The organism is Pontiella desulfatans (assembly GCF_900890425.1).
Classification (GTDB): Bacteria; Verrucomicrobiota; Kiritimatiellia; order Kiritimatiellales; family Pontiellaceae; genus Pontiella; species Pontiella desulfatans.
In genome coordinates this window covers 249197-271701 of record NZ_CAAHFG010000004.1, presented here as the reverse complement: position 1 = coordinate 271701, position 22505 = coordinate 249197, and the positions used below count along the sequence as shown (strand labels likewise).

Annotated in this window: 27 protein-coding genes and 2 pseudogenes; 9 read left to right on the top strand and 20 right to left on the bottom strand. The window is 56.7% G+C overall.

Annotated elements, in window-relative coordinates:
* Window positions 1-61 precede the first annotated feature (61 nt).
* From sucD to E9954_RS26755, 3 genes are all read left to right on the top strand, one after another.
* Window positions 62-961: a succinate--CoA ligase subunit alpha gene (gene sucD, locus E9954_RS26765; RefSeq protein ID WP_136082369.1), complete on the top strand. Its 900-nt coding sequence runs from the start codon at window positions 62-64 to the stop codon at window positions 959-961.
* Complete coding sequence (locus tag E9954_RS26760; RefSeq protein WP_136082368.1) at window positions 958-2244, top strand: citrate synthase; 1287 nt, start codon at window positions 958-960, stop codon at window positions 2242-2244. The genes sucD and E9954_RS26760 overlap by 4 nt, the downstream gene beginning before the upstream one ends.
* Before the next feature lie 77 nt (window positions 2245-2321).
* Window positions 2322-2828 (top strand): hypothetical protein, encoded by a 507-nt coding sequence (locus E9954_RS26755; RefSeq protein ID WP_136082367.1) that lies wholly within the window; start codon window positions 2322-2324, stop codon window positions 2826-2828.
* Window positions 2829-2895: 67 nt separating this feature from the next.
* Here the strand turns inward: E9954_RS26755 and E9954_RS26750 are convergent, their stop codons facing one another.
* Window positions 2896-3342 carry a hypothetical protein gene (locus E9954_RS26750; protein WP_136082366.1) on the bottom strand — a complete coding sequence of 149 codons (447 nt, stop codon included), beginning with the start codon at window positions 3340-3342 and terminating at the stop codon, window positions 2896-2898.
* Between the two features lie 248 nt (window positions 3343-3590).
* Between E9954_RS26750 and E9954_RS26745 the strand changes: the two genes are divergently transcribed.
* Window positions 3591-4031 carry an Hsp20/alpha crystallin family protein gene (locus E9954_RS26745; RefSeq protein WP_136082365.1) on the top strand — a complete coding sequence of 147 codons (441 nt, stop codon included), beginning with the start codon at window positions 3591-3593 and terminating at the stop codon, window positions 4029-4031.
* 214 nt (window positions 4032-4245) lie between these two features.
* Here the strand turns inward: E9954_RS26745 and E9954_RS26740 are convergent, their stop codons facing one another.
* The 3 genes from E9954_RS26740 to E9954_RS26730 all read right to left on the bottom strand — a co-directional run bounded on the left by E9954_RS26740 (window position 4246) and on the right by E9954_RS26730 (window position 6243).
* Window positions 4246-5079, bottom strand: coding sequence for a hypothetical protein (locus tag E9954_RS26740; protein ID WP_136082364.1), 834 nt, complete (start codon window positions 5077-5079; stop codon window positions 4246-4248).
* 167 nt (window positions 5080-5246) lie between these two features.
* Window positions 5247-5744 (bottom strand): thiol peroxidase, encoded by a 498-nt coding sequence (gene tpx / locus E9954_RS26735; protein ID WP_136082363.1) that lies wholly within the window; start codon window positions 5742-5744, stop codon window positions 5247-5249.
* Between the two features lie 115 nt (window positions 5745-5859).
* Window positions 5860-6243 carry a hypothetical protein gene (locus tag E9954_RS26730; protein ID WP_136082362.1) on the bottom strand — a complete coding sequence of 128 codons (384 nt, stop codon included), beginning with the start codon at window positions 6241-6243 and terminating at the stop codon, window positions 5860-5862.
* 161 nt (window positions 6244-6404) lie between these two features.
* On the opposite strand from E9954_RS26730, the gene E9954_RS26725 reads away from it, so the two are divergent.
* From E9954_RS26725 to E9954_RS26715, 3 genes are all read left to right on the top strand, one after another.
* On the top strand, window positions 6405-6977 hold the full coding sequence (locus E9954_RS26725) for a hypothetical protein (RefSeq protein WP_136082361.1): 573 nt from the start codon (window positions 6405-6407) through the stop codon (window positions 6975-6977).
* Between the two features lie 112 nt (window positions 6978-7089).
* Window positions 7090-7698 (top strand): imidazoleglycerol-phosphate dehydratase HisB, encoded by a 609-nt coding sequence (gene hisB / locus E9954_RS26720; protein WP_136082360.1) that lies wholly within the window; start codon window positions 7090-7092, stop codon window positions 7696-7698.
* Between the two features lie 3 nt (window positions 7699-7701).
* A complete protein-coding gene (locus E9954_RS26715) occupies window positions 7702-8490 on the top strand; it encodes a sulfite exporter TauE/SafE family protein (RefSeq protein ID WP_136082359.1) in 789 nt (262 codons plus the stop codon).
* Here E9954_RS26715 and E9954_RS26710 read toward each other — a convergent pair.
* From E9954_RS26710 to E9954_RS26665, 11 genes and pseudogenes are all read right to left on the bottom strand, one after another.
* Window positions 8487-8612 (bottom strand): annotated as a pseudogene (locus tag E9954_RS26710) (heavy metal-binding domain-containing protein); the annotation flags it as partial. The gene E9954_RS26715 and the pseudogene E9954_RS26710 sit on opposite strands and share 4 nt — an antisense overlap.
* A gap of 92 nt (window positions 8613-8704) precedes the next feature.
* Window positions 8705-9487 (bottom strand): IS21-like element helper ATPase IstB, encoded by a 783-nt coding sequence (istB, locus tag E9954_RS26705; protein WP_136078866.1) that lies wholly within the window; start codon window positions 9485-9487, stop codon window positions 8705-8707.
* Window positions 9484-10974 (bottom strand): IS21 family transposase, encoded by a 1491-nt coding sequence (gene istA / locus E9954_RS26700; RefSeq protein WP_136078865.1) that lies wholly within the window; start codon window positions 10972-10974, stop codon window positions 9484-9486. Before istA ends, istB begins: the two co-directional genes overlap by 4 nt.
* A 101-nt stretch (window positions 10975-11075) precedes the next feature.
* A complete protein-coding gene (locus E9954_RS26695; protein ID WP_136082357.1) occupies window positions 11076-11339 on the bottom strand; it encodes a YbjQ family protein in 264 nt (87 codons plus the stop codon).
* Window positions 11336-11644 carry a hypothetical protein gene (locus E9954_RS26690; RefSeq protein ID WP_246046748.1) on the bottom strand — a complete coding sequence of 103 codons (309 nt, stop codon included), beginning with the start codon at window positions 11642-11644 and terminating at the stop codon, window positions 11336-11338. The genes E9954_RS26695 and E9954_RS26690 overlap by 4 nt, the downstream gene beginning before the upstream one ends.
* A gap of 63 nt (window positions 11645-11707) precedes the next feature.
* Window positions 11708-11773, bottom strand: a pseudogene (locus E9954_RS33965) (hypothetical protein); the annotation flags it as partial.
* Window positions 11760-12335 carry an RNA polymerase sigma factor gene (locus tag E9954_RS26685; protein WP_136082355.1) on the bottom strand — a complete coding sequence of 192 codons (576 nt, stop codon included), beginning with the start codon at window positions 12333-12335 and terminating at the stop codon, window positions 11760-11762. The gene E9954_RS26685 and the pseudogene E9954_RS33965, both read right to left, overlap by 14 nt.
* A gap of 93 nt (window positions 12336-12428) precedes the next feature.
* Complete coding sequence (locus E9954_RS26680) at window positions 12429-12767, bottom strand: SdpI family protein (protein WP_136082354.1); 339 nt, start codon at window positions 12765-12767, stop codon at window positions 12429-12431.
* A 55-nt stretch (window positions 12768-12822) separates the two neighbouring features.
* Window positions 12823-13344, bottom strand: coding sequence for a hypothetical protein (locus E9954_RS26675; protein ID WP_136082353.1), 522 nt, complete (start codon window positions 13342-13344; stop codon window positions 12823-12825).
* A 180-nt stretch (window positions 13345-13524) separates the two neighbouring features.
* Entirely contained in the window at window positions 13525-14493 is a 969-nt protein-coding gene (locus E9954_RS26670; RefSeq protein ID WP_136082352.1) for a hypothetical protein, read from the bottom strand.
* Window positions 14494-14664: 171 nt separating this feature from the next.
* Entirely contained in the window at window positions 14665-14901 is a 237-nt protein-coding gene (locus tag E9954_RS26665; RefSeq protein WP_136082351.1) for a hypothetical protein, read from the bottom strand.
* Between the two features lie 182 nt (window positions 14902-15083).
* Between E9954_RS26665 and hisH the strand changes: the two genes are divergently transcribed.
* Together hisH and E9954_RS26655 are read left to right on the top strand one after the other, a co-directional pair.
* The gene (hisH, locus tag E9954_RS26660; protein WP_136082350.1) at window positions 15084-15704 is read left to right on the top strand and encodes an imidazole glycerol phosphate synthase subunit HisH; all 621 of its coding nucleotides are present in this window, start codon (window positions 15084-15086) and stop codon (window positions 15702-15704) included.
* A 96-nt stretch (window positions 15705-15800) separates the two neighbouring features.
* Window positions 15801-17270: an ATP-binding protein gene (locus tag E9954_RS26655; RefSeq protein WP_168442625.1), complete on the top strand. Its 1470-nt coding sequence runs from the start codon at window positions 15801-15803 to the stop codon at window positions 17268-17270.
* Window positions 17271-17293: 23 nt separating this feature from the next.
* Here E9954_RS26655 and E9954_RS26650 read toward each other — a convergent pair whose 3' ends face one another.
* The 5 genes from E9954_RS26650 to E9954_RS26630 are packed head-to-tail and all read right to left on the bottom strand — an operon-like array spanning window position 17294 to window position 22478.
* The gene (locus E9954_RS26650) at window positions 17294-18088 is read right to left on the bottom strand and encodes an SH3 domain-containing protein (RefSeq protein WP_136082348.1); all 795 of its coding nucleotides are present in this window, start codon (window positions 18086-18088) and stop codon (window positions 17294-17296) included.
* Window positions 18089-18439 (bottom strand): four helix bundle protein, encoded by a 351-nt coding sequence (locus E9954_RS26645; protein ID WP_136082347.1) that lies wholly within the window; start codon window positions 18437-18439, stop codon window positions 18089-18091.
* A 37-nt stretch (window positions 18440-18476) separates the two neighbouring features.
* On the bottom strand, window positions 18477-20354 hold the full coding sequence (locus E9954_RS26640; RefSeq protein WP_168442624.1) for a BatD family protein: 1878 nt from the start codon (window positions 20352-20354) through the stop codon (window positions 18477-18479).
* 1 nt (window position 20355) lies between these two features.
* Complete coding sequence (locus E9954_RS26635) at window positions 20356-21492, bottom strand: tetratricopeptide repeat protein (protein WP_168442623.1); 1137 nt, start codon at window positions 21490-21492, stop codon at window positions 20356-20358.
* A complete protein-coding gene (locus tag E9954_RS26630; protein WP_136082344.1) occupies window positions 21489-22478 on the bottom strand; it encodes a vWA domain-containing protein in 990 nt (329 codons plus the stop codon). Before E9954_RS26630 ends, E9954_RS26635 begins: the two co-directional genes overlap by 4 nt.
* Window positions 22479-22505 lie beyond the last annotated feature (27 nt).

Here is a 22505-nt window from a genome sequence, read left to right as displayed (position 1 = left end):
GAAAACCAGAAGTGGGGCATTTCCTTCGTGTATTTCGTGGTTGAAGAAAAAGGATTGGGTTATGGCTATTTTGGTTAATAAAGGTTCGAAGATCATCGTGCAGGGCATCACGGGCTCCGAAGGGGGTTTCCATGCGGGGCAGTGCCTGGAATACGGCGGCAACGTGGTGGGCGGGGTGACGCCAGGGAAAGGTGGCCAGACCGCGCTCGAGGGCAAGGTTCCGGTATTCAACAGCTGTGCGGAGGCGCGCAAGGCGACCGGCGCCAACGTCTCGCTCATTTTTGTTCCGCCGCCGTTCGCGGCCGACGCCATCATGGAAGCCGCCGCCGCAGGCATCGAACTGATCGTCTGCATTACGGAAGGCATTCCGGTTGCGCAGATGGTCGAGGTGAAGGCCTTCGTCGACCAGACCGGCTCCCGTTTCATTGGCCCCAACTGCCCGGGCATCCTCACGCCGGGCGAGGCGAAGGTGGGCATCATGCCGGGCTTCATTGCGAAGAAGGGGCGGATCGGAGTCATCTCGAAATCCGGCACGCTGACCTACGAGGCGGTCGACCAGCTGGTGAAGGAAGGCTACGGCCAGTCGACCTGCATCGGCATCGGCGGAGACCCGATCATCGGAACCACGATGAAGGAGCTGCTGGACATGTTCGAGCACGATCCGGAAACCGATGCGGTTGTGATGATCGGGGAGATCGGTGGCTCGATGGAGATCGAGGCGGCCAAGTTTGCGCGGTCGAATGTCAGCAAGCCGGTGATCGGCTTCATTGCGGGGCAGACCGCGCCGCCGGGCCGACGCATGGGGCATGCCGGGGCCATTGTTTCGGGGGCGGACGAATCCGCCGCCGCAAAGAAGAAACTTATGGCCGAGTGCGGAATCCATGTTGTCGAGTCGCCGGCCGATATTGGGCGGGCCGTAAAGAGCGCATTAAAACACATAGAAATCGGAGTTGAACTATGAATGAAAAAGCAATCCTGAAATACAACGGCAAGGAACTGGAACTGGATACAATCACCGGTAGCGAAGGCGAAGTGGGGATCGACATCACCCAGTTGCGCGCGAAGACCGGCATGATCACGCTGGATCCGGGCTATGGCAACACCGGGTCGTGCACGTCCGACATCACCTTCATCAATGGTGAAAAAGGCATTCTGCAATACCGCGGCTATGCGATCGAGGAGCTGGCCGAGAAATCGACCTTCATGGAAACCGCCTACCTCGTGCTGTATGGCCAGTTGCCGACCCAGGCGCAGCTGTCCGCCTTCGAAAAAGAGATCTCGGGCGAGGCGTATCTGCACTACGGCATGAAGAGCCACTTCGAAGGGTTCCCGGACAATGCGCCGCCGATGGCCGTGCTTTCGGCCATGCTCAACATTCTTTCGTGCTACAACACCGACCTGCTGACCACCGCCACGGAGGGGCCGAAGTTCACCGAGCCCGCGGCGAAGATCATCTCCAAGGTGCGGGCGATCGCGGCCTGGGCCTACCGCACGTCGAAGGGCAAGCCCTTCATGCCGCCGCGCCCCGACCTCAGCTACAGCGGCAACTTCCTGCACCTGATGTTTTCGCAGACGTTCGACATGTATGAGCCGTTGCCCGAAGTGGAGCGCGCGCTCGATCTCTTCCTGATCCTGCACGCCGACCACGAGCAAAACTGCTCCACCTCCACCGTGCGCATGGTCGGCAGCTCGCACGCCAGTCTGTTCAGCGCGGTTTCCGCCGGGGTCGGTGCGCTATGGGGCCCGCTGCACGGCGGCGCCAACTGCGAAGTGATCAAGATGCTGACCCATATCCATCAGGACGGCATCAGCCCGCACGACTTTGTGGAAAAGGCGAAGGACAAAAACTCGCCTGAAAAGCTGATGGGTTTCGGCCACCGCGTCTACAAGAGTTTCGACCCCCGCGCCAAGATCCTGAAGGGGCAGGTCGACAACGTGCTCAAGGCACTGAACGTCAGCGATCCATTGCTCGACATTGCCTACGAACTTGAGGAGATGGCGCGTTCCGAGGACTACTTCAAGGAACGCAACCTCTACCCCAACGTCGATTTCTACAGCGGCATCCTGCTGCGCGCGATCGGCATTCCGGTGGACATGTTCACCGTGCTTTTTGCCATTGGCCGCATGCCGGGCTGGATCGCCAACTGGCGCGAGATGCATCAGCAGAGCCTGCGCATCAGCCGCCCGCGCCAGATCTACACCGGCGAAACGCTCCGCGCCTACACGCCGATGGATCAGAGATAGTTTATTCCAACAGAAGGACGCAAAGAGCGCAAAGGTGGGGCAGATGCTTCGCGACCTTTGCGCTCTTCTGTTAAATAATGAAACCGAAGGAAATCATCGTTAACGACCGGATGCAGCAGGGCTACACCTACCTGCTGACGGAACCGTCCGGTCGCAACTTCCATCCGGATTTCGATCCGGAGCTGTCGCCGAAGCAAATGCTTGAAATGGGCGTCTTCGGTGGCAGGTACATGACCGATTGCCGGAACGAGTTTCCGGCCAGTTGGTTCAAGAACGCCAAGCTCTGTCCGGAACGGCATGATCCGAAACTAAATTTTTTCGGCATCAACGCCTCCAAGCCGCTCAGCTATTGGATCGAGAAGGATTGGATCCACCCCGACGACCCGCGCGGCTGGTTCCAATGGTATTGCCGCTACCACATGGGGCGGCGCCACCCGGACGACGAGCGCCAGATCAAGCGTTGGAAAAACATGACCCGCCACATTGCGCAGGTGGTGAAGAATTGCGAACGCGGGGATTTGAGTTGCCGCCCGAAGCAGCGGCAGGCGCTGCTGCACTGGGCCTACGACAGCCGGCGCTTTTGAAAAATATGGAGTGCGGTCGCAACCGAAGGGCGCCGTGGCCTTTCAGTTCCCGGTGCACTCCAGAACCTTATTCCGGCAACCTGCGCTCAAAGATCGCCTTGGACGTGCCGTTGCCGATGAGGTAGAGGGCAATGAGCGCGAGGGCGATTCCCCCGAGATGCTCGACCCCCTGCTGAACGGAAATCACGTTCACCATCCCGATCAGGAAATAGTAGACCGTGGCCCCTTTGTAGGCGATGAGCGAATAGTTCGAGAGCCCGAAGGCCAGCAGGATATTGATCAGCGCCAGCACGGCGAGGGCGGCGGGCGTGGGATAGTAGGGAAGCATGACGAGCCCCGCCCCGGCGCCAATCAAGTGGAACATGGCCACCAGCCGGATGCCGTGCGCATGGAAGCGTATCCTTTTTTCAGCGGGCGACAGGTTGCCAAATGGTTTGTCCTGCACGATCCCGCAAACCGGGCACAATCCCTTCAGAGGTTCCGCCTTGGTCTGGCAATGTTTGCATCGCGTCATTGGGTTTCTCCAACTTCAAAAACCCAAAATAGAAAATGAGCCACGGAACAACACGGATAAACACCGATTAATTGGAGCGTGCGCATCTGTCCCATCTGCGCCACGGAATCGGGCAGGAGTGGCGCAGTTTCCGGGGCCGAAAAACTTGCATTCGTTGCCCATGAACGGGTTATGGCGATGGCATGGTCGTTGCAATAAGGGGTGGCGTTAACTGAATGAACTAAACATCAAACACATGGAGGTATGAAATGTTCACACCGGTTAAAAGAAACAACGTGGTCTACGCCGATCCGTTCAACCATATCTTCGAATCCTTTTTCGGAGATGCCAACCGCTGCAAGCCGGCGCCGGCCAGGCTTGCACCGCAGTTTGAGATTGTGGAGACGGACGATCACTACACGGTGGTTGCGGAGCTGCCGGGCATCGGCAAGGAAAACGTCGAGATCGTGGTGGACGAGAATGTCCTGACGGTCAAGGGCGAAAAGAAGGCCGAAGAGAGGACGGAAGAAAAGAGCTATCTCTTCAGCGAGCGCCGCTACGGTTCGTTCGAGCGCAAGTTCAAGCTGCCGGATACGGTGGATCAGGAAGCGATCAAGGCCGGTTATGAAAACGGCGTGCTGACCCTCACCCTGCCGAAAAAACCCGAGGCCAAGAAACCGGAACCTCGAAGAATCGAGGTGAAAGCCTAGTACAGTGAAAAACATAAACCTTCGCATGCTAAAGGAATATTTAACCACCCACTTCGTTAGAGCGCACAGAGACACAGAGGTCATAGTGCTCTGTGCCTCCGTGCCCTCTGTGGTAAATCTTACCGAAGTTTTAGGTAATACGGAGCACTAGGCGTTAAGCACCCAACTCCTAAACAAGCACGAAAAACGGCGCTCCGGATGGAGCGCCGTTTTGCTAATAATCCGCGACACTGAAATAACCATGTTGAATTTTGTGTTTCTCCAGCAGTCGCAGAAGTTCCCGCACCTGTTCAAAACGGCAGTGTTCGTTCACGCGTAAATGGACGACCATGTCGTGGATAAATTCCACTTTGGATATTTGCCCTTCGGCATTAATACGGTCTTCAATGGAACGGGGCTTATCCGCAGTGCGGTTGGCGATGACTGTGTCTAACTGAGATAAGCTGACTTTTCCTGACCTAGTGTATAGACTCCCATCCTCGTCCAACGTGATCATCATGTTTTCACAGTAATAGCTTACACTTGCACCATACCAGGCTTCCGCCAGCTGGATGGGTGGCCCGTGCCAATAGCGTTCCTCGGTAACACCCTTTCCAAAGGCAATCACAGCGATGCACAGACAACTGATCAGAAAAATACAGGATACTCTCATAAGGTTGAACGCTGGGCCCGGATCAACGGCTTCTGATGGAATCCAACCCTTGAATTCACGACGAGCCGGTGTTTCCGAGGCCAGCGACCTTCTTTTCGAGATCAGAAACCCAGTACAGATAAAGACCAACATGCCTGTTGAAAAGAGAAGCGTATCTACGGATTCATAGATGAAAGACCGAAGATAGTATTTCCAGGAGGAGGGATCGGTAGATCCGAAATATATGTAATGGTTTCCGCCGATCGTCAGCACGCTGGCGATGACAAGCAATCCGAGGTTTATTTTTAGAATCGTCCGACCGGGTTTTCTTCTTTTGACGAAATAGATCGCCAGTGCGAAAAGAATGGTTGCCCCGTAGAGCAGTATGCCCAGATCATCCAAGTACTCCATTTCCATCACCCCGCCTGAAATATGGGAAGAGCATAGGCATTTAAATGGATGAACACAATTGGAAAGAAAAACGGCGCTCCGGATGGAGCGCCGTTTGAAAAGGTGAACGGGCCGCCAAGGGGGAAGAGGCGGCCCGTTCTGTTGGGGTGGGGTGTGTTTCTAGGGGAAACTGTTTATAACGCTGCCAGTGCGGCCTCGTAGTTGGGTTCGTCGGTGGTTTCGGGCACCTGTTCGGTGTAGACCACTTTGCCGGCTTCGTCGATGACGACGACCGAGCGGGAAAGCAGGCCGGCCAAGGGGCCGTCGGCTATGGTTACGCCATAGCCGCTTCCAAATTCCGGGTTGCGGAAAACGGAGACGGGAACAACATCCTCAAGACCTTCTGCTCCGCAGAAGCGCCCCAGGGCAAAGGGGAGGTCGACCGATACGCAGACGACCACCGTGTTTTCCAGCGCGCCGGCTTCTTTGTTGAAGCGGTGGGTGGAGGCGGCGCATACACCGGTATCGATGCTGGGGAAAATGTTCAGAACAACTTTCTTGCCCGCCAGATCGGACAGGTCACATTCGGAAAGATCGGTTTTTACTGCGGTGAAGGCCGGAGCAGCGCTACCAACAGCAGGCAGGTCGCCAACGGTGCTGAACGGATTTCCCTTTAAAGTGATTGAAGCCATTTTTTTTCCTTTGTTTTAAAAACTGCCGCGAGTGTAGGGACGGACTGGAATTAATCAAGGACAAAAATAGTCCTAAATGGGGCGAAGCTAAAAAAACCCAGTAAAACCACGATTTTTAGTCGGCAAAAAAATCGAGGACCAAGGCGATCAAACTGAGCGCACAGATGAATGCGTAGTTGAACAGCTCCTTGGAGCGGACGATGGAGCGCAGGATGTAGGTGGTTGCATCGCGCGTGGTTTCGTCCAGTTGTTCCGCGGCCTGGATTTTTTCGATCAAGCCATGGCGTGTAACAACGCCCTTGCGACGGCGCCCGATGATGTAGCGGTAGGCGAAAAAGATGAAGTAGCTGAACATCGCGAAGCGCCACACCCAGACGGCGGCTTCGGGATTTGCGCGGTTGAGAAGCATCAGGGATCGTACGGCAATGCCGGCGCAAAGCCCGATCCATAAAAAGAGGTTGATGAGCCATTTCGGCAGCACTTTGAATTCGTTGTTCATGGTTCCAGTCCTGTTGGGGAAGCAAAAGGTAGCGAATTGTCGGAGAATGGCAACCTCATGGCATGAATACTGATAGATATATGCATTGACCGGGCTGGTTGGAGGTTCTAGCGTTCAACCGGCTTGGAGGATGGGAATAGCCAACAGAAGGAGGCATGAAAATGAAAACAGGAAATACGCTACTATTCTTGGGCCTGGCCGCAGTGCTGGCCGGGTGCGCAACGTCGTCGCAGGTTCAGGAGATGATCGATGCCTCCCACCAAGACTATTTAACCAAGGCGGAATCGCACGATGCCTCCATCGAGGTGCTCAAGAAATCCGCCATGACCGGCCTTGAAAAAAGCAAGACCAACGGAGAAGCCCTGGCGAGTCTAGAGGTGCAGCTTGGCGACATCATTACACAGCTCAAAATTATCAAGGGGTATGCCGAAGCCTCCAAGGTGATGAGCGCGGCCAATACCGTGAAAGTGGCGGATCTCGACGTGCAGGTTCAGAAAAACACCGAGGCGGATGCGGCCGCTATGGAGCTCTTGATGAAATTCGACAAGCTCTACGAAGGCGTCATGATTGCCCACTACCAGACGATTGCCGACAGCGCCAACGCGGCGATCGAATCGCTGAAGAACGGCGGCTGGCATTCAACCTCGAACGCCCCGGTCAACCTGGATGAGCCGATCGAAATTCTTGCACCCGACACCTCCGCAACAGGCATCAACACGCCGGTTGCCGAATAGCCTCTGGCGTAGAACAGCGTGGCACCCGCATCCTTTGGATGGGGGTGTTTTGTTTTCTGGCTTGATGGGGCTTGGGCGCACCTTTAGGTTATCGCGAACCAAAGGAACCAAGATGGAACAGTCCCGCACCTCCCACATTGAACGCAACACCAAGGAAACGCAGATCGACCTCTCGTTGAACATCGACGGGAAGGCGAACTATGACATTTCCACCGGGGTTCCGTTTTTCGACCACATGCTCGACCTGCTGGCCAAGCATGCCCTGCTCGACCTCAAGATCAAGGCCACCGGCGACATCGACGTGGACTACCACCATCTGGTCGAAGACGTCGGCATTGTTCTGGGCGAAGCCTTCAACGAAGCGCTCGGCGACCGCAAGGGCATCAACCGCTACGGCTTCTGGGTGCTGCCGATGGATGAGGCACAGGCCCAGGCCGAGGTCTGCCTCGATCTGGGCGGACGCCCCTTCTTCGTCTACAAGATGGAGCACGAGCAAAAATATATCCGCGATTTCGATGTTACCATCATCAAGCATTTCTGGCGCTCGTTCTGCGACTCCGCCAAAATGAACCTGCACATTGAACTCAAGTTCGGTGAAGACCTGCACCACTGCATCGAGGCTGTCTTCAAGTCCGCCGCCCGCGCCCTGCGCGTCGCGTGCGATTCCGATCCCCGCGCCCTCGACCTCATCCCGTCGAGCAAAGGCCGCATCGGGGCTTGATCCATGGAATTCCTGAATGCCTACAGTTTCCTCGACCTGTTCTGGATCGGGCTGAGTCTCTTTCTCATTGGGATGAGCAAGGGCGGGTTTCCGGTCGGGGCGGTGGCCCTGCCGATCCTGATCCTGGTTTGGCCGGCTCAGGCGCAGGCGGCGCGTGCCGCCGTTGGGTTCATGCTTCCGATGCTGTGCCTGATGGATCTCGTGGCGCTATTCTTCTATTGGCGCAAGGTGCAATGGGGACGTTTGGTCTACCTGATGCCTGCCACGGTTCTGGGCGTGGTGGTGGCGAGCTACCTGTTTGTTTCGGATTCCGCCATGATTGCGGTATCCGACAAGGCGCTGAAAATCCTGATCGGCGCGCTGGGCATTGTTTTTGTGATCTACTTCGCGACCAAGAAATGGATTCTGCGGCACATCCATGCCTCGGAACCCACGTGGGGCAAGGGGGCGGTGTTCGGATTCGCGGCGGGCATCACCTCCACCCTGGCGCATGCCGCCGGGCCGGTGATGCAGATGTATTTGCTGCCCCAGCAGCTGGAGAAGAAAAAGTTCGCCGGAACCAGCTGTGCCTTTTTCTGGATGCTCAACCTGATCAAGCTAATCCCGTTCGCCATGCTCGGCCGAATCCAACCCGACAACCTGAAGCTGGGCGGCGTGTTGCTGCCGGTGGTTCCGCTGGGGGTGGCGCTGGGCTGGTGGCTCACCCATAAAACGGAACAGAAGCACTACACGATCCTGATCTATGCCGTGCTGCTGATCACCTCGGTCACCCTGATCCTCAAGGCGCTTTAGGAGAGTTGCTGTTCTTCGTCTTCAACAACGACCGCCGTACCATAAACCAGTAGCTCGGCGGCACCACCCATCAGCATTGAAGTGGTAAAGCGCACGGATACGATGGCATTTGCCCCCAACTGTAAACGCCGGTTGAAAAGTGCACCGGGCGGCGGCCCAAAAGTGTAACACTTTTTCGTTAATTACCCCGCTTCCTTGCGGGTGTCAATTGCTCCTACGGTTTCTTTGTTTTCTGCCGCTGTCCCCGGCGGCGCAATGAGTCCTGCAACCTGAAGCTTTCACCATTGGCCTCGAGGATATGGACCCGGTGGGTCAGGCGGTCGAGCAAGGCTCCGGTAAGCCGCTGGGAGCCCAGCACCTCCGTCCATGATTCGAAGGGCAGGTTCGTGGTCACCACGAGGCTGGTGCGTTCGTAGGCCCGGCTGACGACTTCGAAAAGCAGTTCAGCCCCCAGCTTGGAGAACGGAACGTAGCCGAGTTCATCGAGAACGAGCAGGTCGGAGCGCTCGAGTTGCTTGAAGAACCGGTCAAGCTGCCTTTCCTCCCGGCGTTCGAGCAACTGCGTGACCAGGGCGGTGACGCCGAAGAACCGCACCTTGAAGCCCATCTGGCAGGCGGCGAACGCCAAGGCGGTGGCGAGGTGGGTTTTTCCGGTTCCGCTGTTGCCGATCAGCAATACGTTCTCCCGCTCCTTGATAAACTCGCCGTGGGCAAGCTCCCGCACTAGCGGCTGGTTGATCGATGGCTGCTCCTCGAACCGGAAGCTATCGAGGGTTTTCACGACGGGGAAACGGGCGGACTTGAGCCGGCGTTCGGCGGCCCGTTGTTCCCGGTCATGAATCTCCTGTTCGATGAGCCGCAGCAGGTAGGTCGAGTAGTCGGCCCCTTCGGCCTGGCAGACCGAGGCCATCTTGCGGTGCTCCCGCAGGATACTCGGCAGCTTGAGCGTTTTGAGGTAGTGCTCCAGCAGTACGTGTGACGAGGTCTGTGCACTCATGCGCCCACCTCCTGTCCGAGCAGGCGATTGTAATCGGCCACATCTGCGCTGGCGACCTGCACGTGGCGTAGATGCTCGTGTCCATCCAGGTTGAACCGGGTGCATCGCCATTCCGGCCGGGGAATGAGGAACTGGGCAATGGCGTCTCGGGAGGAGGCCCCGCAACGCAGCCCCTGCTCAACGGCCCGGGCCAGTTCCTTGGGTGAATGCTTTTCGAGCAGACGCAGCACCTTGATGTACTCCCGGGTTCCTTCGCCATCGAGATCGGCCTCCAGCCTGCTGCGCAGATCCCGAAAGCAGGATGGCAGTTTCCAGTCTTCCAATGGCCGGGCGTGGTCGAGCCCGCCGGGCTTGCGTTCGAGCAGTGCGAGATAGTGCACGGGGTTGAAATGGACGCCGGCCTTGCCCCACAACCGGGGATGTTCGGCGATGCATTCATCGCCCCGGCAGACCACAATCCGGTCGATATAGCCCTTGACCACCGTTTCGTAGTGGGCGTAGCGCACGGGCACCGAATAATCGTTGCCGTCGAAACGCACGAGCGACAAGGAGCTGGCGGTGCAGGTTCGCACCCGGCAGGACTCGAACGGCACGACCGGCAGATCAATAAAACGGCCACGCTCATCGGCCAGCAACTGCCCCTTCGTTCCGTCCTTGCCCCGCAGTTTACGCCCAAGCTCCTCCCGGCAACGCTCTTCAAGCATGCGGTTGAGCTCATCAAAGCTACGAACCTCCGGCACCGGAACCATGAAGTTGGAACGAGTATAGCGCACCATCGATTCGACCACGCCCTTTTCGTTACCTCGGGCCACGTTGCAGAAGTGTTCCTTGAACAGATAGTGGCTCTGGAGCTGGAGGAACCCGTCGGTGAGCTTGCGTTGGTGGCGCTTCATCACCTTGGCCACCATCACCCGCTCGTTGTCGTAGCTGATACGGCAGGGTACGCCATCGAAAAAGGTGAAGGCCCTCACATGCCCATCCCAGAAAACCTCCGTGCAGATCTTTTCGTAGGCCTGCACATAAACCGCATCCGAATACGGCAGGCTCATCACAAAAAATGCGACCTTCCGAAGCTGGCCGTTTATTTTAGCGAGGGCATAGCCGAAATCCATCTGCGCCTCTCCGGGCCGATGGGCCAGCGGAATGTAGACATCCTTCAGACGCACCCGGGCGTTGCGCACGGCATCTTTCACCTGCGTATACCCGCCGGTGTATCCTTCCTCTTTCAGGCGATCAAAAATCCGCTTGGCCGTATGCCGTTGCTTTTTTGGCAACTCCCGGTCCTGCCGGAGAATCTCGTCGATCCGACCGAGAAACGGCCCGATCATGGGCTTCGGCCTCGGCTGGGCCATCCGGTATCCCGGAGGCTTGGGGTGCGCCAGAATCTTCTCCAGCGTCTTGGTGTGAATCCTGTACTCGGCCTTAACCTGTCGCTTGCTGACGCCTTCAACAAGCACCTTTCGTCTGATATCGGTCCACCATTGCATGTCTATGTACACTCCTTTACCTCCCGGTTCCGAAACGGTTAGGCAACCACGTTGCCCGATCCGTCCGGAAATCCGGAAGTTTTAGTTGGAGTGTTACACTTTTAGACCGCCCCGCCGCCCGGTGCACTTTTCAACCGGCGTTTACACCCCAACCGATCCGCCTCGTCAATCATGCGATCGAGCGCCTGTTCGCGCGATTGAGCCATTAGCTTTGTGTATTCACTAATCTCGCCGCCCACTAGGTTTTTCAACCCAGCAACGATATCGTGGCCAATATGGCGAGCCCGGATGGTATTGCCCCGAACCAGCCCAAAGGTTTTGATGACCTTCTTGCCTGCAATGGCTTCACTCGTAAAAACGTTCATCGTTCGACCTCCGTATATTTATCGTGTTTGTAGGATTTCAGCCGCGCTAGAATCACGGCACCAAGCGTGATGCCGAAACCAATAATCATTGCTGCCACAGCGAACTTTGGAAGGACTTCGTCGTCGTTGCTCATGAAGAATTCGTACAGGGCGAATAGGATGAGCGTAAGATACCCGCCAACCATCATCACGAGACCACTGTTCCGAACCAACCGGCTATGCGGACTATTCCAGATGCGTTCAAGCTCTTCGTCTTCAACTTCATGGAACGGGGGTACTTTTAATTTCCCGGTTATTTCCCTCATTTCATCGAACTCCTTTCTGCAATGTTCGCAACGGCTAAGATGGGTGTTTATCCTCTGGGTTTCCTCTGGCGTAAGCTCCCCATCAAGCAAGCCGACAATCAATGGATGAAACTCTTCACAGCGATCCATGGCAGCCTCCTTTCCCGGACTCCCGTTTAATGTATTCTGCGCGAAACGCCTTGCGGGCGTGATACAGCCGGCTCATCACGGTTCCCCGGGGTAGGGCCAAGAGCGCCGCGATTTCATTGTAGCTTTTGTCTTCAACATATTTGAGCTGAAGGATCTCGCGGAAAGCGACATCCAGTTGTTCCAACGTTTTCCATGTCTGCAGGTATTCTTCATGCTTTACCGCAAGAAATTCGGGCGTCGCTGTTTCGACCTGCCTAACGGGGTCTGCCACCTCGTTATCGAGATGCTGGCGAACCCTTTTCTGTTTTCGTAGAACGTTCATGCAATGGTTGCGCAGGATGCTGTAGAACCAAGGATAAAAGCTCTTCAGCTCTTTTAGGCGCGGCATCGATCCATAGGCCTTACTGAAGCATTCCTGGCAAGCATCCATCGCTTCATCATGGTTGTTGAGGAACGCAAAAGCGTGACCATAGGCTTCCCTCCGGAATTGTTTGAAAAGATATTCAAATCCGGCGGGATCACGATGCTTGATGCACAATTCTATGGCGCGGCTTTCATTCATCGGTTCTTATACCTTAAGCGTGGGCGGCGGTGCAGATTGGCTTTGATCATCGCCCGGTGTTTTCAGTGTATGCTTCAACGATGAGTTTGCTTCCTATAGTTTCTTGGCAAATCGCAAGATGGCCACAAGTGCCGGAATGAGGATGATTAGCGGCATACAAGCCATTACCATGATCAGAGGACCATTGCCGGCGAGAGATAGGAAGAAGGTTGCGATCCCTATCAAGACAAGAAGAATAGACCATAGCATGAGCTGCCGCCCTCCATATGCATTGATCTTGTACCAAAGATCTTCCGATTCGAAGGCCTTCCTGATTCGTACACCATAGACCTTGTTCATGGATACCTTGCATTGGATCAGCGGTATGCTCAGGAGCATGAACATTGTGCCAACGGCTATATTGCTTATGCCAAGAGCGAGGCTTGATTCCATTGCATTTCTCCTTATTTACGCCATGCATGCGGAGCCTGAAACGCCCCGCCCCTTTTCAACCGCCGTTTGCACAATGCTCTTTTATCATTTCATGGGTCAATTCCGGCGCAAGCATATCGAGCTTCTGAAGGAATGCTTCGGGAGAATTTGGGGTCAGGTACAATCCCCATTTCTTCTTTCTCTTCAGGACTACGCCATTTGACAGCCGTACACATGGTGTGGTGGATGGCCACCCGATACGGGTCGCGAACATTCCCTTCTGCCAATAGGCAGTTGTAAACTCATCCCATGGGAACCTACGGATCCATGGGCCATACTTCACCACGATGCCATGGGCATCCATCGTGTAGTACGTTGTGAAGAGGGGCCAGAAGTAGAAACACAGAATAGCGATTGATATGCCTATGGTGGCAAATGCACCAATGGATATGTTTCTTCCTATCTCGTCTGGAGGTAGGTCTGCGGCTACAAGCGGAAGGCTGGCAAGAAGGGCGGCAATGCTGAAAAGAAAGATAGAGAAGAGCCCTGTGCTGGGCGCAGGATGATCGACAAACTTCTGTTGGGCTGTTTCAGTCATTTCCTATCTCCATTCATGCCTACTAAACACCCGGCCCATGGAAATATTCATAGTTTTCTCAAATTTTCTTTCCACCATGTTGCCCCGCCCCGGCAAAGCCGGAACTAAATGGGGACAAGATTCTGCCCCAATCATTTTGCCTATTTTACCCCAGCATGGTTTCGCTTCCGCCGGATCGGATTATTTGCCGCCGCCGAACATTTGCGAGGCCATCTCCAACTGCGACTTCTGCAGTTCCGCCGTGGTTTTGATGGCGTCTTTGAAGGCTTCGAACTGTTCGGGGGTCAGCATGCCTTCCGCTTTTGCGATGATGTTCCCGTTGAGGGCATCCATGTCGGCGGAAAACTTCTGGATGTTATCCTTGGAAAAGCGTTCCGGGCTCATGTCCATGTTCTTTTCGTCGTGCAGGTCGGAGCTGAAATCATAGTTTTTCTTTTCGTCGCTCATCATGCCCAGTAGCTCGCGGTAGGTTTCGTCGGGAAGCGCGGTTTCCGTTGAGGACAGTTTCTGATCCATCTGCGAAAGCATCATGCGTTCGCCCATGGTTTTTTCATAGAATTCGAATTCGGCAAAGTCGTCCGGGTTGTTGAGGAACTTTTCCATTTCGGTTTTAACGGTTTCCCCGGCCTCCTGCAGCTCTTTCCCCATTTGTTGCTTCTGCTCCTCGTCCAGGTCGCCGGCCATCATTTTCATTCCGAGGTCCATCTGCTTCATTTGGCGGAACATCAGCAAGTCCATGAAATAGTCGGTCTCTTCCTTGTTGAGGCCGAGATATTCGACCAAGTCGGAATAGAGCGCGCCCACCGCCCCGCGCTGGCTGGCCACCATCACCTTGTTCATGGTGGGGTTTTCCATCATCTTGGAAAGGCTGCTCATCATCCGCTGGCTGGCGGGTTCCTTCTCTTCGGGTGCTTCCGGAACCTCCGGAGCCACAACGTCAAGTTGTGCCGGGTTTTGCACAACCATGGCCGGTTCCGTTTCGGGAGGCATCCCGGCGGCGAAATCGTCGAGTGCCCACGCTTCGATACCGGTGGCCAACTCGGCTATTTGCTGCCGGAGATTGGCGTTTTCCTTCTTGGATCCGTAGAGCCCGAAGACCAGGGCGAGGCAGGCTATGGCGAGTACGATGGCAGGTATTTGCTTGGTCATGTTGTTTTCTCCTTCAATCCATTATCTATGGTTATGCATTTTATGCAATGCAACGAATACACCCGAACCATGTCCGTGCAACGGATTCATTGCGCAAAGCGCCTACCGTCTTAATACATCGGCCGCAAGGGGGGAATAATAAAACGCTGCGTTGATGGCGGGCCCCCCGGATCAGATGTGCAGCTTGGTATAGATTTCCTGCCGCACGGGGCAGGTGCACATGAACACGCTGCCGAACGCATGCTGGTAGGAGCACCCGTTTGGATGGCGGGAATTCACAAAGAAAACAGTACCGTTGACCGTCTCGCTGATTTGGCAATACGGTTTGCCGCCCTCCGTCTGGCAAACACAGTTGTGTTTGCATTTGGTGGCTTTGTTCAGCGTGTCGAGTGGTACGTTTGCTTCCATGGTGTCCTCACTTAATGAACGCTGCAATGATAGATGCATGGACATAAACTCGCCACAAAAATTTCCTAGCAAAAAATACTATTTTAAGTCTTGCCGGTTGCCGCGGTGAATTCCCGGCTTTTTTGTGTTCCCATGGCGGGTGCGGTGGATACACTGTTCGCTCTTTTAAAAGGAAACGGAATATGATTGGCATTATCGACTATGGCATGGGAAACCTCGGAAGCGTCACGAACGCCTTCCGTTTCCTCGAACTCGACGCGAAGATCGTAACACGCAACCAGGAGCTGGCCGACTGCCGGGCGCTCATCCTGCCGGGGGTGGGGGCGTTCGGCGATTGCATGGCGCATTTGGTCGAGCACGATTTCGTCGATGCCATAGAAGGCTGGGTGCAGGCCGGCAAGCCCATGATGGGCATTTGCCTGGGACTTCAAGCCTTGTTCGAAAGCTCCGAGGAATCCCCAGGCGTTGAAGGCCTTGGCATTTTCGCTGGCACGGTTAAGCGGTTCGACCTGCCAAAGGAGCTGAAGGTTCCTCAGATCGGGTGGAACCGCATGGAAGAAACCCAGCCGGATTGCCCCATGTTCGAGGGCATCGACAATGGTTCCTTTTTCTATCTCGTCCACTCGTTCTATGTCTGCCCCCAAGACGAATCGATCGTTGCCGGAAAAACCGAATACGGCATTGAATACTGCACCAGTGTTTGGAAAGACAACGTGTTCGCCACCCAGTTCCATCCGGAAAAATCGCAGGCGGTTGGCTTGTGCATGTTGAAGAACTTCTGGAACTGGGCAGAGGTGCAATAATTCATCCATTCGTTGTTGGATTCAACGCATTTTAGACGTGTGCCGCCAACGCGAGATGCTATCTTGCTTGCAATGCATCATTATTGCGGGGGAAACATGCCACTCAACAGCAAGAGCCTGAAAAGCAAAATACTACTCATCCTGTTTGTTGCTTCAATCGTTTCGGCGATCGCGACCGGGGGCCTGCTGATCTTTCTCTTGAAGATGATGGGGCATGTATCCTTTGGCGACGCCGGAATCACGGCATCGGTTTCTTTTGCAATCGCGCTCTATATGCTGAGCGTCCTGTTCTTGCTAGTCCTGCTCAACATTCTGCTGGGAAAGAACATCATCATGCCCGCCGTCGAGCGCGAAATGCTCGAGAACGAGCGCGCGATGCTCAACGAACAGCTGCACCATTCCCAGAAAATGGAAGCGGTTGGCCGGCTCGCTGGCAGCATTGCGCACGACTTCAACAACCTGCTCACCATCATCGATGGTTACTCCAGCCTTATTGTCGCCGACCCCCGCGGGGAAGAAACCGGGCAGTATGCCAAGGAGGTCATCGATGCCGCGCGCAAGGCCTCCTTCATCACCCGAAAATTGCTCAGCTTCAGCCAAAAGGAAAAAACCGAACCCGTTACCCTGGACTTGAACAGCACCTTGCAGGATACCGACAAAATGCTCAACCGCCTGATTGGCGAGAGAATCACGCTCGTCACCAAGTCCTACCATGAGCCGATCTACGTCAAGGCCGACCCCGTCCAGATGGGCCAGGTGCTCATGAACCTGGCCGTCAATGCGCGCGATGCCATGCCCAACGGCGGGCGCATCACCATCAAGGTGGGCAGTCGGCAGGTCGAGGACGGCGAGTGCAACAAGCCCGGCAAGCTATCCGCCGGGCCGTATGCCGAGATCTCCGTGCACGACACCGGCGTTGGCATTGACGAAGAAATCATCGGCAAAATCTTCGAGGCCTTCTTCACCACCAAGGAATCCGGCAAGGGGACGGGCTTGGGCCTCTCCATCGTCAAAAGCATCATGAAGGAAAACGATGGCTTCATCGAAGTCGCCAGCAAGGTGGGTAGCGGAACCACCTTCTTCATCTATCTCCCCGTCATGAACCTTGCCGACGACATTTACCACAAGGATAAGCTTTGTACCGGAACCCCGGAGGAAGCTCCAAAAGAGAAAAAGGAGCCGCAGACCTCTGCCGAACCGGTTGGCGGTGCAACCATCCTGCTCGTTGAAGACGATCCCATGATCCGCACGCTCGTTGCCCAAACCCTGGAAATGCAGGACTTCACCGTATTGCTGGCCGAAGAGGGCTGGGAAGGCGTAAAGGTGGCCCGCCAGTACAAGGGGAAGATCGACCTGCTGTTCACCGATGTCGTGATGCCCGGTCTCGGCGGCGCCGAGCTGGCCGTTGCCGCGAAGGAACTCTATCCGGAAATCGAAGTGCTCTTCATGTCCGGCTACTCCCGCTCCCAGCTGGTGGAAGAAGGCGTTCCGGCGGATGCCGCCGTGCTGGAAAAACCCTTCACGCCCGACAAGGTGGTCGCCAAGGTTCGCGAGCTGCTGTCGTAGGCGCGCGTGCGGAGCGTTTCAGCCTACTTCAGCGCGACCGTCTCCGCCGCGTTGGCGGGAATCCAGCAGGTTTGTCCGTCGGCCAGTTGGATGTGCCACCATTTCTGGCGGTCTTCAACCACCTTGAACTCGGTGCCTGAATGCAAGGGCTCCAGGAAGGCGGGGGCGTACATGTTGCCGTCGCCCTTTCGCGCCAGCACTTCCTTCGCCACCACAACGCCCGGTTTGGCCCGGCGTTCCACGAAGGTTTCCGTCAACAACGAGGCCAGCAGGATGGCCGAAAGGAGGCCGGTGGCCAGTGCCGTCACGCGGGCTTCCTTTTTGGTGGAGCGCTCCATCCAGAACCACGCCCCCCAGAACAGCAGCCAGCAAAACGCGAACAGCCACCAGCGCAGCGTGGTCGGGGTGTTGATGTGCCAGCCCAGCAGGTTGGCCGCGAGCGGGTGCGGTTCCTTTTCCGGAATCAGGTCGGTGCGCAGCTCCAGCGCCGACATCAGGTTGTGCTTCAGGTCTGCATGGTTCGGCATGTATTGTTCCGCCCGCCGATAGTTCAGGATCGCCCGGCCGACATCGTTCGCCATGAACCAGCAATTGCCCACGGTGTAGAACAGGTGCCCATTGCGGATGCCCTCCTCATGGACCAGGAAATCAAACTGCCGGGCCGCCTCGGCATACATCGCCGAGTTCGTCGCCGAGCGGAACATGCCTTGCGCCGTTTCGAGGGTGGTTAGGCGATAATCGATTGCAAGAGCTGTTTGAGATCCAAGAGTCAGCAACGCCAGAAATTTGAAAATGGAAATTGGAAATTTGGATTTCATCTACTTTGTACTCTTTATGAATGCGTTCAATTTTGGGCCAAGTTCATCAATAATGGGCTTGTACTCGTTTGCTCGTTCTTTCGAGATGACCGTTCTCCGAGTGGCTTTGCGCAGCCATGCCTTAGTCTCTTCCAGTGAACCTCTGGAATAGCGGTAGAACTTTTTCCGGTCTGCCGGCGTGTACCTGCCATAGCCTTCCGCCAGATTGGCCGCAATGCTGTCAGAAGACCGGATCACTTGATAGCCGATGGTTTTCTGTGCCTTGGGCGCCCACCCGTCGAAATCGAACCAGACCATGTCGGATAGTTTTTCTGAAAGCTGATAAACATCGAGTTCGTAGACCGGCATCATGACTATTCTCCAAATTTCCAATTTCCAATTTCGAATATCATTTTAAATTCCTCTCAACCGTCTTAACAATACGGTTTGCTTCGCGGATGATCTGCTTGCTATCGCCTTGCTCGTCATACTCGTTGGTGAAGCGATAGGCTTCGCAAAGGGCAAACAGGTTCTTAAGCTCTTCCAGCGTTTGGATATCGGCGCCGGCATCCATCAAACGCATCTCTGCATCGCGGAAGGAGAGCGCGCCGGGGTTGAGGTGCAGGCGGTCGCCGAGATAGGCGCGCAACACCCGGTCGAGATCCCCGTAGATTTCGGTTTTCATCTTGTGGGTGCGGATGTGCGCCGCGTTTTTCCGGAACACCTTGTAGGCGCGGGCCGCCTTGGCCGTACGGTGGATGTGGTGCCGCTTTTCGCCAAACAACGAAACCAGCGATGCTCCGCCAAGGAGCAGCGGGGGCAGGAGGAGGATCCCCAGGACGGCATAGGCATGCGCCCAGCCCAGCAGCGGGAGCCGCTTGCTCTTCAGCATGTCCGGGTTTTCATAGTTGTGCCGGATGCCCTCTTCCACCGCACGCAACCGGTTTTGGAAGTTGCCCCGGCCAAACACGCCGATCTCCTCCGCGGGCGAAACGCGGATCGGGATCGTGGCGGACTGCGCCGTCAGGTAGGCGTTCGAAGCGGGGCTGAAGTAGGCCAGTTGAATCGGCGGGATTTCGGTGTTGCTGGTGGAAAGCGGGCGGATGGTCTGCGTGTAGATTTTCGATTTCCCAATGAGCTGCGGCAGGGAGCGGTCGGTCGGAATCTCGAAGCGGTTAACGAGGTAGGGCTGGTAGCGCAACGGCTGCAGGAAAATGTTCTCCATGAAGTGGGTGGCCGTCACCTTGATCGTCAGGGTAATCGGCTCACCCACGCGCACGTCAGTCGGTTCCGCCTCAACCTCGATTCCATACTCGCCGACCATGCCGTTGAACAGGTCGGGCCGCCCCTCGGCGGGCAACGGCTTAACCTCCAGCTCCAGCGGCTCCGATTCGGTGAAGATCCGCGTCCAGCTCTGGCCCGTCACGTTCTGGTCGAAGAAGGTGTTGTCGAAGTAGGCCGGATATTGGAAGGCCGAGCGGCGTGTTTTCGGATTGTTCGTATCCTTCTCCTTTTCCGCCGCGCAGAGCAGGGTGGCCGGGGGAATGGCCATCGTGCCGCTCTTCTTCGGAATCAAAACCTTGCTGAACGAAAGCGCCTGGTGCTGCGCGCCCTCGGCCTGATAGCTGTTGCGGGTGGCCAGCACGCGCGTGCCGTGCACCGGGAGGCCGGTGGCGTTGGCCTGCTTTTCCTTGTCCGGTTCGTGGAGCTCCAGCGTCTGGAACCGTTTGTCGTTCAGAATCGGGAAGTGGAAATCCACCGCCTTGATCGCTCCGAACTGGTAGGTGCTGTCCCAGGTGGTGGTCAGCAGGACCGGTTCACCCACATAGACGGCCTTGGCCGAGAGTTGTTGCTCAAGCCTCATCCGGTCGGTGGCTTCGGGTTTGTTGGCCCTAATGCCGACAGGCTTCGTATAAACGCTGCCAAAGCGCAGCGCCGGAACCGAGAGCTCGCCCTCGCGCTTGGCGCGCAGGGCGAAGCGGTAGAGCCAGGTGTTGGTTGTGCTGGTGGGTTTACCGGCATCCAGTACGGTTGCATTGAAATCGGCGATGCTCCCCACATCCGGCGCATCCGGCTTTTCCCCGGCCTTCACGATCACATCCAGGTTGAATACCTGCCCCAGGAAAACGTTCGTTTCCGTCGCCGTTGCCTGGGCATAGGAATTGGTTTCCGCCCCCGCTTTGGTTGGCCACGAAAGAGCACAGAAAACACCAAAGAGCAGCATGTAAAGGCTCTGCGGTCTTTGCGTTCTCTTGTGGCAATCAATCCGTCGTTTCCTCTGCTTCATTTTACCAATCCTTCTCGACCGCTTTGTATTCGCCGGCCTTCTTTTCCTTGCGCCGTTCCTGGTTGCGCACTTCCTCCGCAAGGATGTCCATCTCGGTCTGGTTCGGGGGCGGCACGCCGCGGATTTCCTCGTATTCCGAGAAGTCGCCGAACGGGTCGGCCTCCTCATACATGTCCGCATCCTCGTCCGACTCCTCATACTCCATGTCGTAGTCTTCGTAGTCCTCGCCCTCCTCATCCGATTCGCCGTCCTGCTGGTTCGGGTCTTCGGGTGCGGCGCCGAGCGCGGCAACCAGCTCGGCCAACGCCGTCGGCTGGTCCGGCAGGGCCATGGCGCCCGCCGCCTTGAGCGTATGTTCCCAGGTTTCCTTCAGCGGCCCCGGCACCGTTGCTCCATCCGGCATCGGGATGTCCGCATGCAGGCCGGAAGCCTCCATCACCTTCGCCAGCTCGCGCGTCTCCGCTGCGAGACGCGTTTGCGGTTCGCCGGTATCCTGGGTTTCAAGCAATTGCGTTTGGCGCCCGATGAACTCCTGCAGTTTTTCGCGGATGTAGGTGATCAGCTCGTTTTCCTGCTGTTCCTTCTCTTCCTGCTCGCGGATCTCCTCCTCGATCTCCGCCGCAATCAGCTGGGAGATCTCCAGGTTGTAGGCCGCGTTTTCAAAGTTGATGTCGTAGCCCAGCGCCATGCGGTAGAACCACGCCGCCTGCTGGCAATAGCCCACCATGGCATGCGGGTCCATCTCGCGCAGGCCCTCGCCGGTCTTCACCATGCAGTTGCCGATGTTATACCAGCACTGGCTGCGCATCGCGTCGGTTTCCGCCATCGATGCGGCATATTCGAACGACACCACCGCCTCCTCGAACGTTCCCGCCCGATACTGCGCCGTGCCGAGGTTGAACACAATCTCGGCCGACTCTGGCGCCTCGGCCAGCGCCTCTTGATAGGCGTTGATTGCATCTTCGAACCGGCTCTCCGCCAGCGCCGCGTTCCCCGCCGTGAACAGCTTCGCCGGGTTGGCGTTGGCTGTTGCGGCAACGAGTAGCAAGAAAAGTTGGAGGGCCCGGTTCCTCCCGGGCCGCCGCACGAACGGTCGGGGTGACCTTCGACTTTCGACCTTTCGACCTTTGACCCTCATCGTTTTTTCCTCCATCGGTTCGAGGCGAGTAGAACGATGACGGCGGACCCGAGAAAGAGGTGGAACTGTTCCTCGTAGCGTTCCATTACCTGGGAATCGGTGGAGGAGAGCTGGGCGTGCTCCATGATCTGGCGGTAGATGCGCGCCAGGTCGAACGGGCCGTTGGCCACATCGAAATAGATGCCGTCCGCAACGGCGGCGGTCATTTGGCGGAGGGTCTCCGAGTGCAGCTTGGTCCAGACCTCGGTCTTGCCGTGCTTCATATAGGACCGGGTGCCGCTCTCTTCGTCCTCCAGCGCAATGCGGCTACCGCGCGAACGGTCGCCAATGCCGATGGCAATGAGCCGCACGCCGGCCTCCTCCAGCTTCTTGACCGCCTCAACCTCATCGGGGCCATCCACCAGGTCTTCCCCGTCGGTAATCAAAATCAAATCCTGCATGCCGGCCTTCTCCGGATCGAGCAGCTTTTCGAGCGTGCGTTCCACGGCGTGCCCGATCATCGTGCCGCCCGCCGAAACGCTGTTGGGCGAGGCCTGCCGCAGCGCCATGCGGAAATAGTCGTAGTCCACCGTCAACGGGCAGCGGATTTCGGCCGATCCGGCGAACAGCACCAGCCCCACGCGGTCGCCCGACAACCCTTCGACACAATCAAGGATGGCGGTCTTGGCATTTTCCAGCCGGTTGGGGTGCATGTCTTCGGCCAGCATGCTGCGCGAAACGTCGAGCAGGAAAACCACATCGCGCCCGCTCTCCTGCAGTTCCTGCTCCTGCAGGTTCCAGGCGGGTTGGGCGAGCGCGAACACCACCAAGGCGATGGCCAGGCAGCTGCCCGCCGCCTCGCGCTTGCGGCTAATGAACAGGGCGCCCGCGCCGAAGGCCCGGATGGCCTGCTTCCGCTTCACCGCGGCATAGATGAACAGCCCGGCCGCGGCCGGAACCAACCAAAGCCAAAGCAGCACGTTGGGATTATAGAAATAGATCGGCATTAGGAGGAAACCTCCTTGCTATTCCGT

Excerpts from the sequence above, each read along its gene's own strand:
- sucD (WP_136082369.1), top strand. The coding sequence starts at position 62 with ATGGCTATTTTGGTTAATAAAGGTTCGAAGATCATCGTGCAGGGCATC.
- E9954_RS26760 (WP_136082368.1), top strand. The coding sequence starts at position 958 with ATGAATGAAAAAGCAATCCTGAAATACAACGGCAAGGAACTGGAACTG.
- E9954_RS26755 (WP_136082367.1), top strand. The coding sequence starts at position 2,322 with ATGAAACCGAAGGAAATCATCGTTAACGACCGGATGCAGCAGGGCTAC.
- E9954_RS26750 (WP_136082366.1), bottom strand. The coding sequence starts at position 3,342 with ATGACGCGATGCAAACATTGCCAGACCAAGGCGGAACCTCTGAAGGGA.
- E9954_RS26745 (WP_136082365.1), top strand. The coding sequence starts at position 3,591 with ATGTTCACACCGGTTAAAAGAAACAACGTGGTCTACGCCGATCCGTTC.
- E9954_RS26740 (WP_136082364.1), bottom strand. The coding sequence starts at position 5,079 with ATGGAAATGGAGTACTTGGATGATCTGGGCATACTGCTCTACGGGGCA.
- tpx (WP_136082363.1), bottom strand. The coding sequence starts at position 5,744 with ATGGCTTCAATCACTTTAAAGGGAAATCCGTTCAGCACCGTTGGCGAC.
- E9954_RS26730 (WP_136082362.1), bottom strand. The coding sequence starts at position 6,243 with ATGAACAACGAATTCAAAGTGCTGCCGAAATGGCTCATCAACCTCTTT.
- E9954_RS26725 (WP_136082361.1), top strand. The coding sequence starts at position 6,405 with ATGAAAACAGGAAATACGCTACTATTCTTGGGCCTGGCCGCAGTGCTG.
- hisB (WP_136082360.1), top strand. The coding sequence starts at position 7,090 with ATGGAACAGTCCCGCACCTCCCACATTGAACGCAACACCAAGGAAACG.
- E9954_RS26715 (WP_136082359.1), top strand. The coding sequence starts at position 7,702 with ATGGAATTCCTGAATGCCTACAGTTTCCTCGACCTGTTCTGGATCGGG.
- istB (WP_136078866.1), bottom strand. The coding sequence starts at position 9,487 with ATGAGTGCACAGACCTCGTCACACGTACTGCTGGAGCACTACCTCAAA.
- istA (WP_136078865.1), bottom strand. The coding sequence starts at position 10,974 with ATGCAATGGTGGACCGATATCAGACGAAAGGTGCTTGTTGAAGGCGTC.
- E9954_RS26695 (WP_136082357.1), bottom strand. The coding sequence starts at position 11,339 with ATGAACGTTTTTACGAGTGAAGCCATTGCAGGCAAGAAGGTCATCAAA.
- E9954_RS26690 (WP_246046748.1), bottom strand. The coding sequence starts at position 11,644 with ATGAGGGAAATAACCGGGAAATTAAAAGTACCCCCGTTCCATGAAGTT.
- E9954_RS26685 (WP_136082355.1), bottom strand. The coding sequence starts at position 12,335 with ATGAATGAAAGCCGCGCCATAGAATTGTGCATCAAGCATCGTGATCCC.
- E9954_RS26680 (WP_136082354.1), bottom strand. The coding sequence starts at position 12,767 with ATGGAATCAAGCCTCGCTCTTGGCATAAGCAATATAGCCGTTGGCACA.
- E9954_RS26675 (WP_136082353.1), bottom strand. The coding sequence starts at position 13,344 with ATGACTGAAACAGCCCAACAGAAGTTTGTCGATCATCCTGCGCCCAGC.
- E9954_RS26670 (WP_136082352.1), bottom strand. The coding sequence starts at position 14,493 with ATGACCAAGCAAATACCTGCCATCGTACTCGCCATAGCCTGCCTCGCC.
- E9954_RS26665 (WP_136082351.1), bottom strand. The coding sequence starts at position 14,901 with ATGGAAGCAAACGTACCACTCGACACGCTGAACAAAGCCACCAAATGC.
- hisH (WP_136082350.1), top strand. The coding sequence starts at position 15,084 with ATGATTGGCATTATCGACTATGGCATGGGAAACCTCGGAAGCGTCACG.
- E9954_RS26655 (WP_168442625.1), top strand. The coding sequence starts at position 15,801 with ATGCCACTCAACAGCAAGAGCCTGAAAAGCAAAATACTACTCATCCTG.
- E9954_RS26650 (WP_136082348.1), bottom strand. The coding sequence starts at position 18,088 with ATGAAATCCAAATTTCCAATTTCCATTTTCAAATTTCTGGCGTTGCTG.
- E9954_RS26645 (WP_136082347.1), bottom strand. The coding sequence starts at position 18,439 with ATGATGCCGGTCTACGAACTCGATGTTTATCAGCTTTCAGAAAAACTA.
- E9954_RS26640 (WP_168442624.1), bottom strand. The coding sequence starts at position 20,354 with ATGAAGCAGAGGAAACGACGGATTGATTGCCACAAGAGAACGCAAAGA.
- E9954_RS26635 (WP_168442623.1), bottom strand. The coding sequence starts at position 21,492 with ATGAGGGTCAAAGGTCGAAAGGTCGAAAGTCGAAGGTCACCCCGACCG.
- E9954_RS26630 (WP_136082344.1), bottom strand. The coding sequence starts at position 22,478 with ATGCCGATCTATTTCTATAATCCCAACGTGCTGCTTTGGCTTTGGTTG.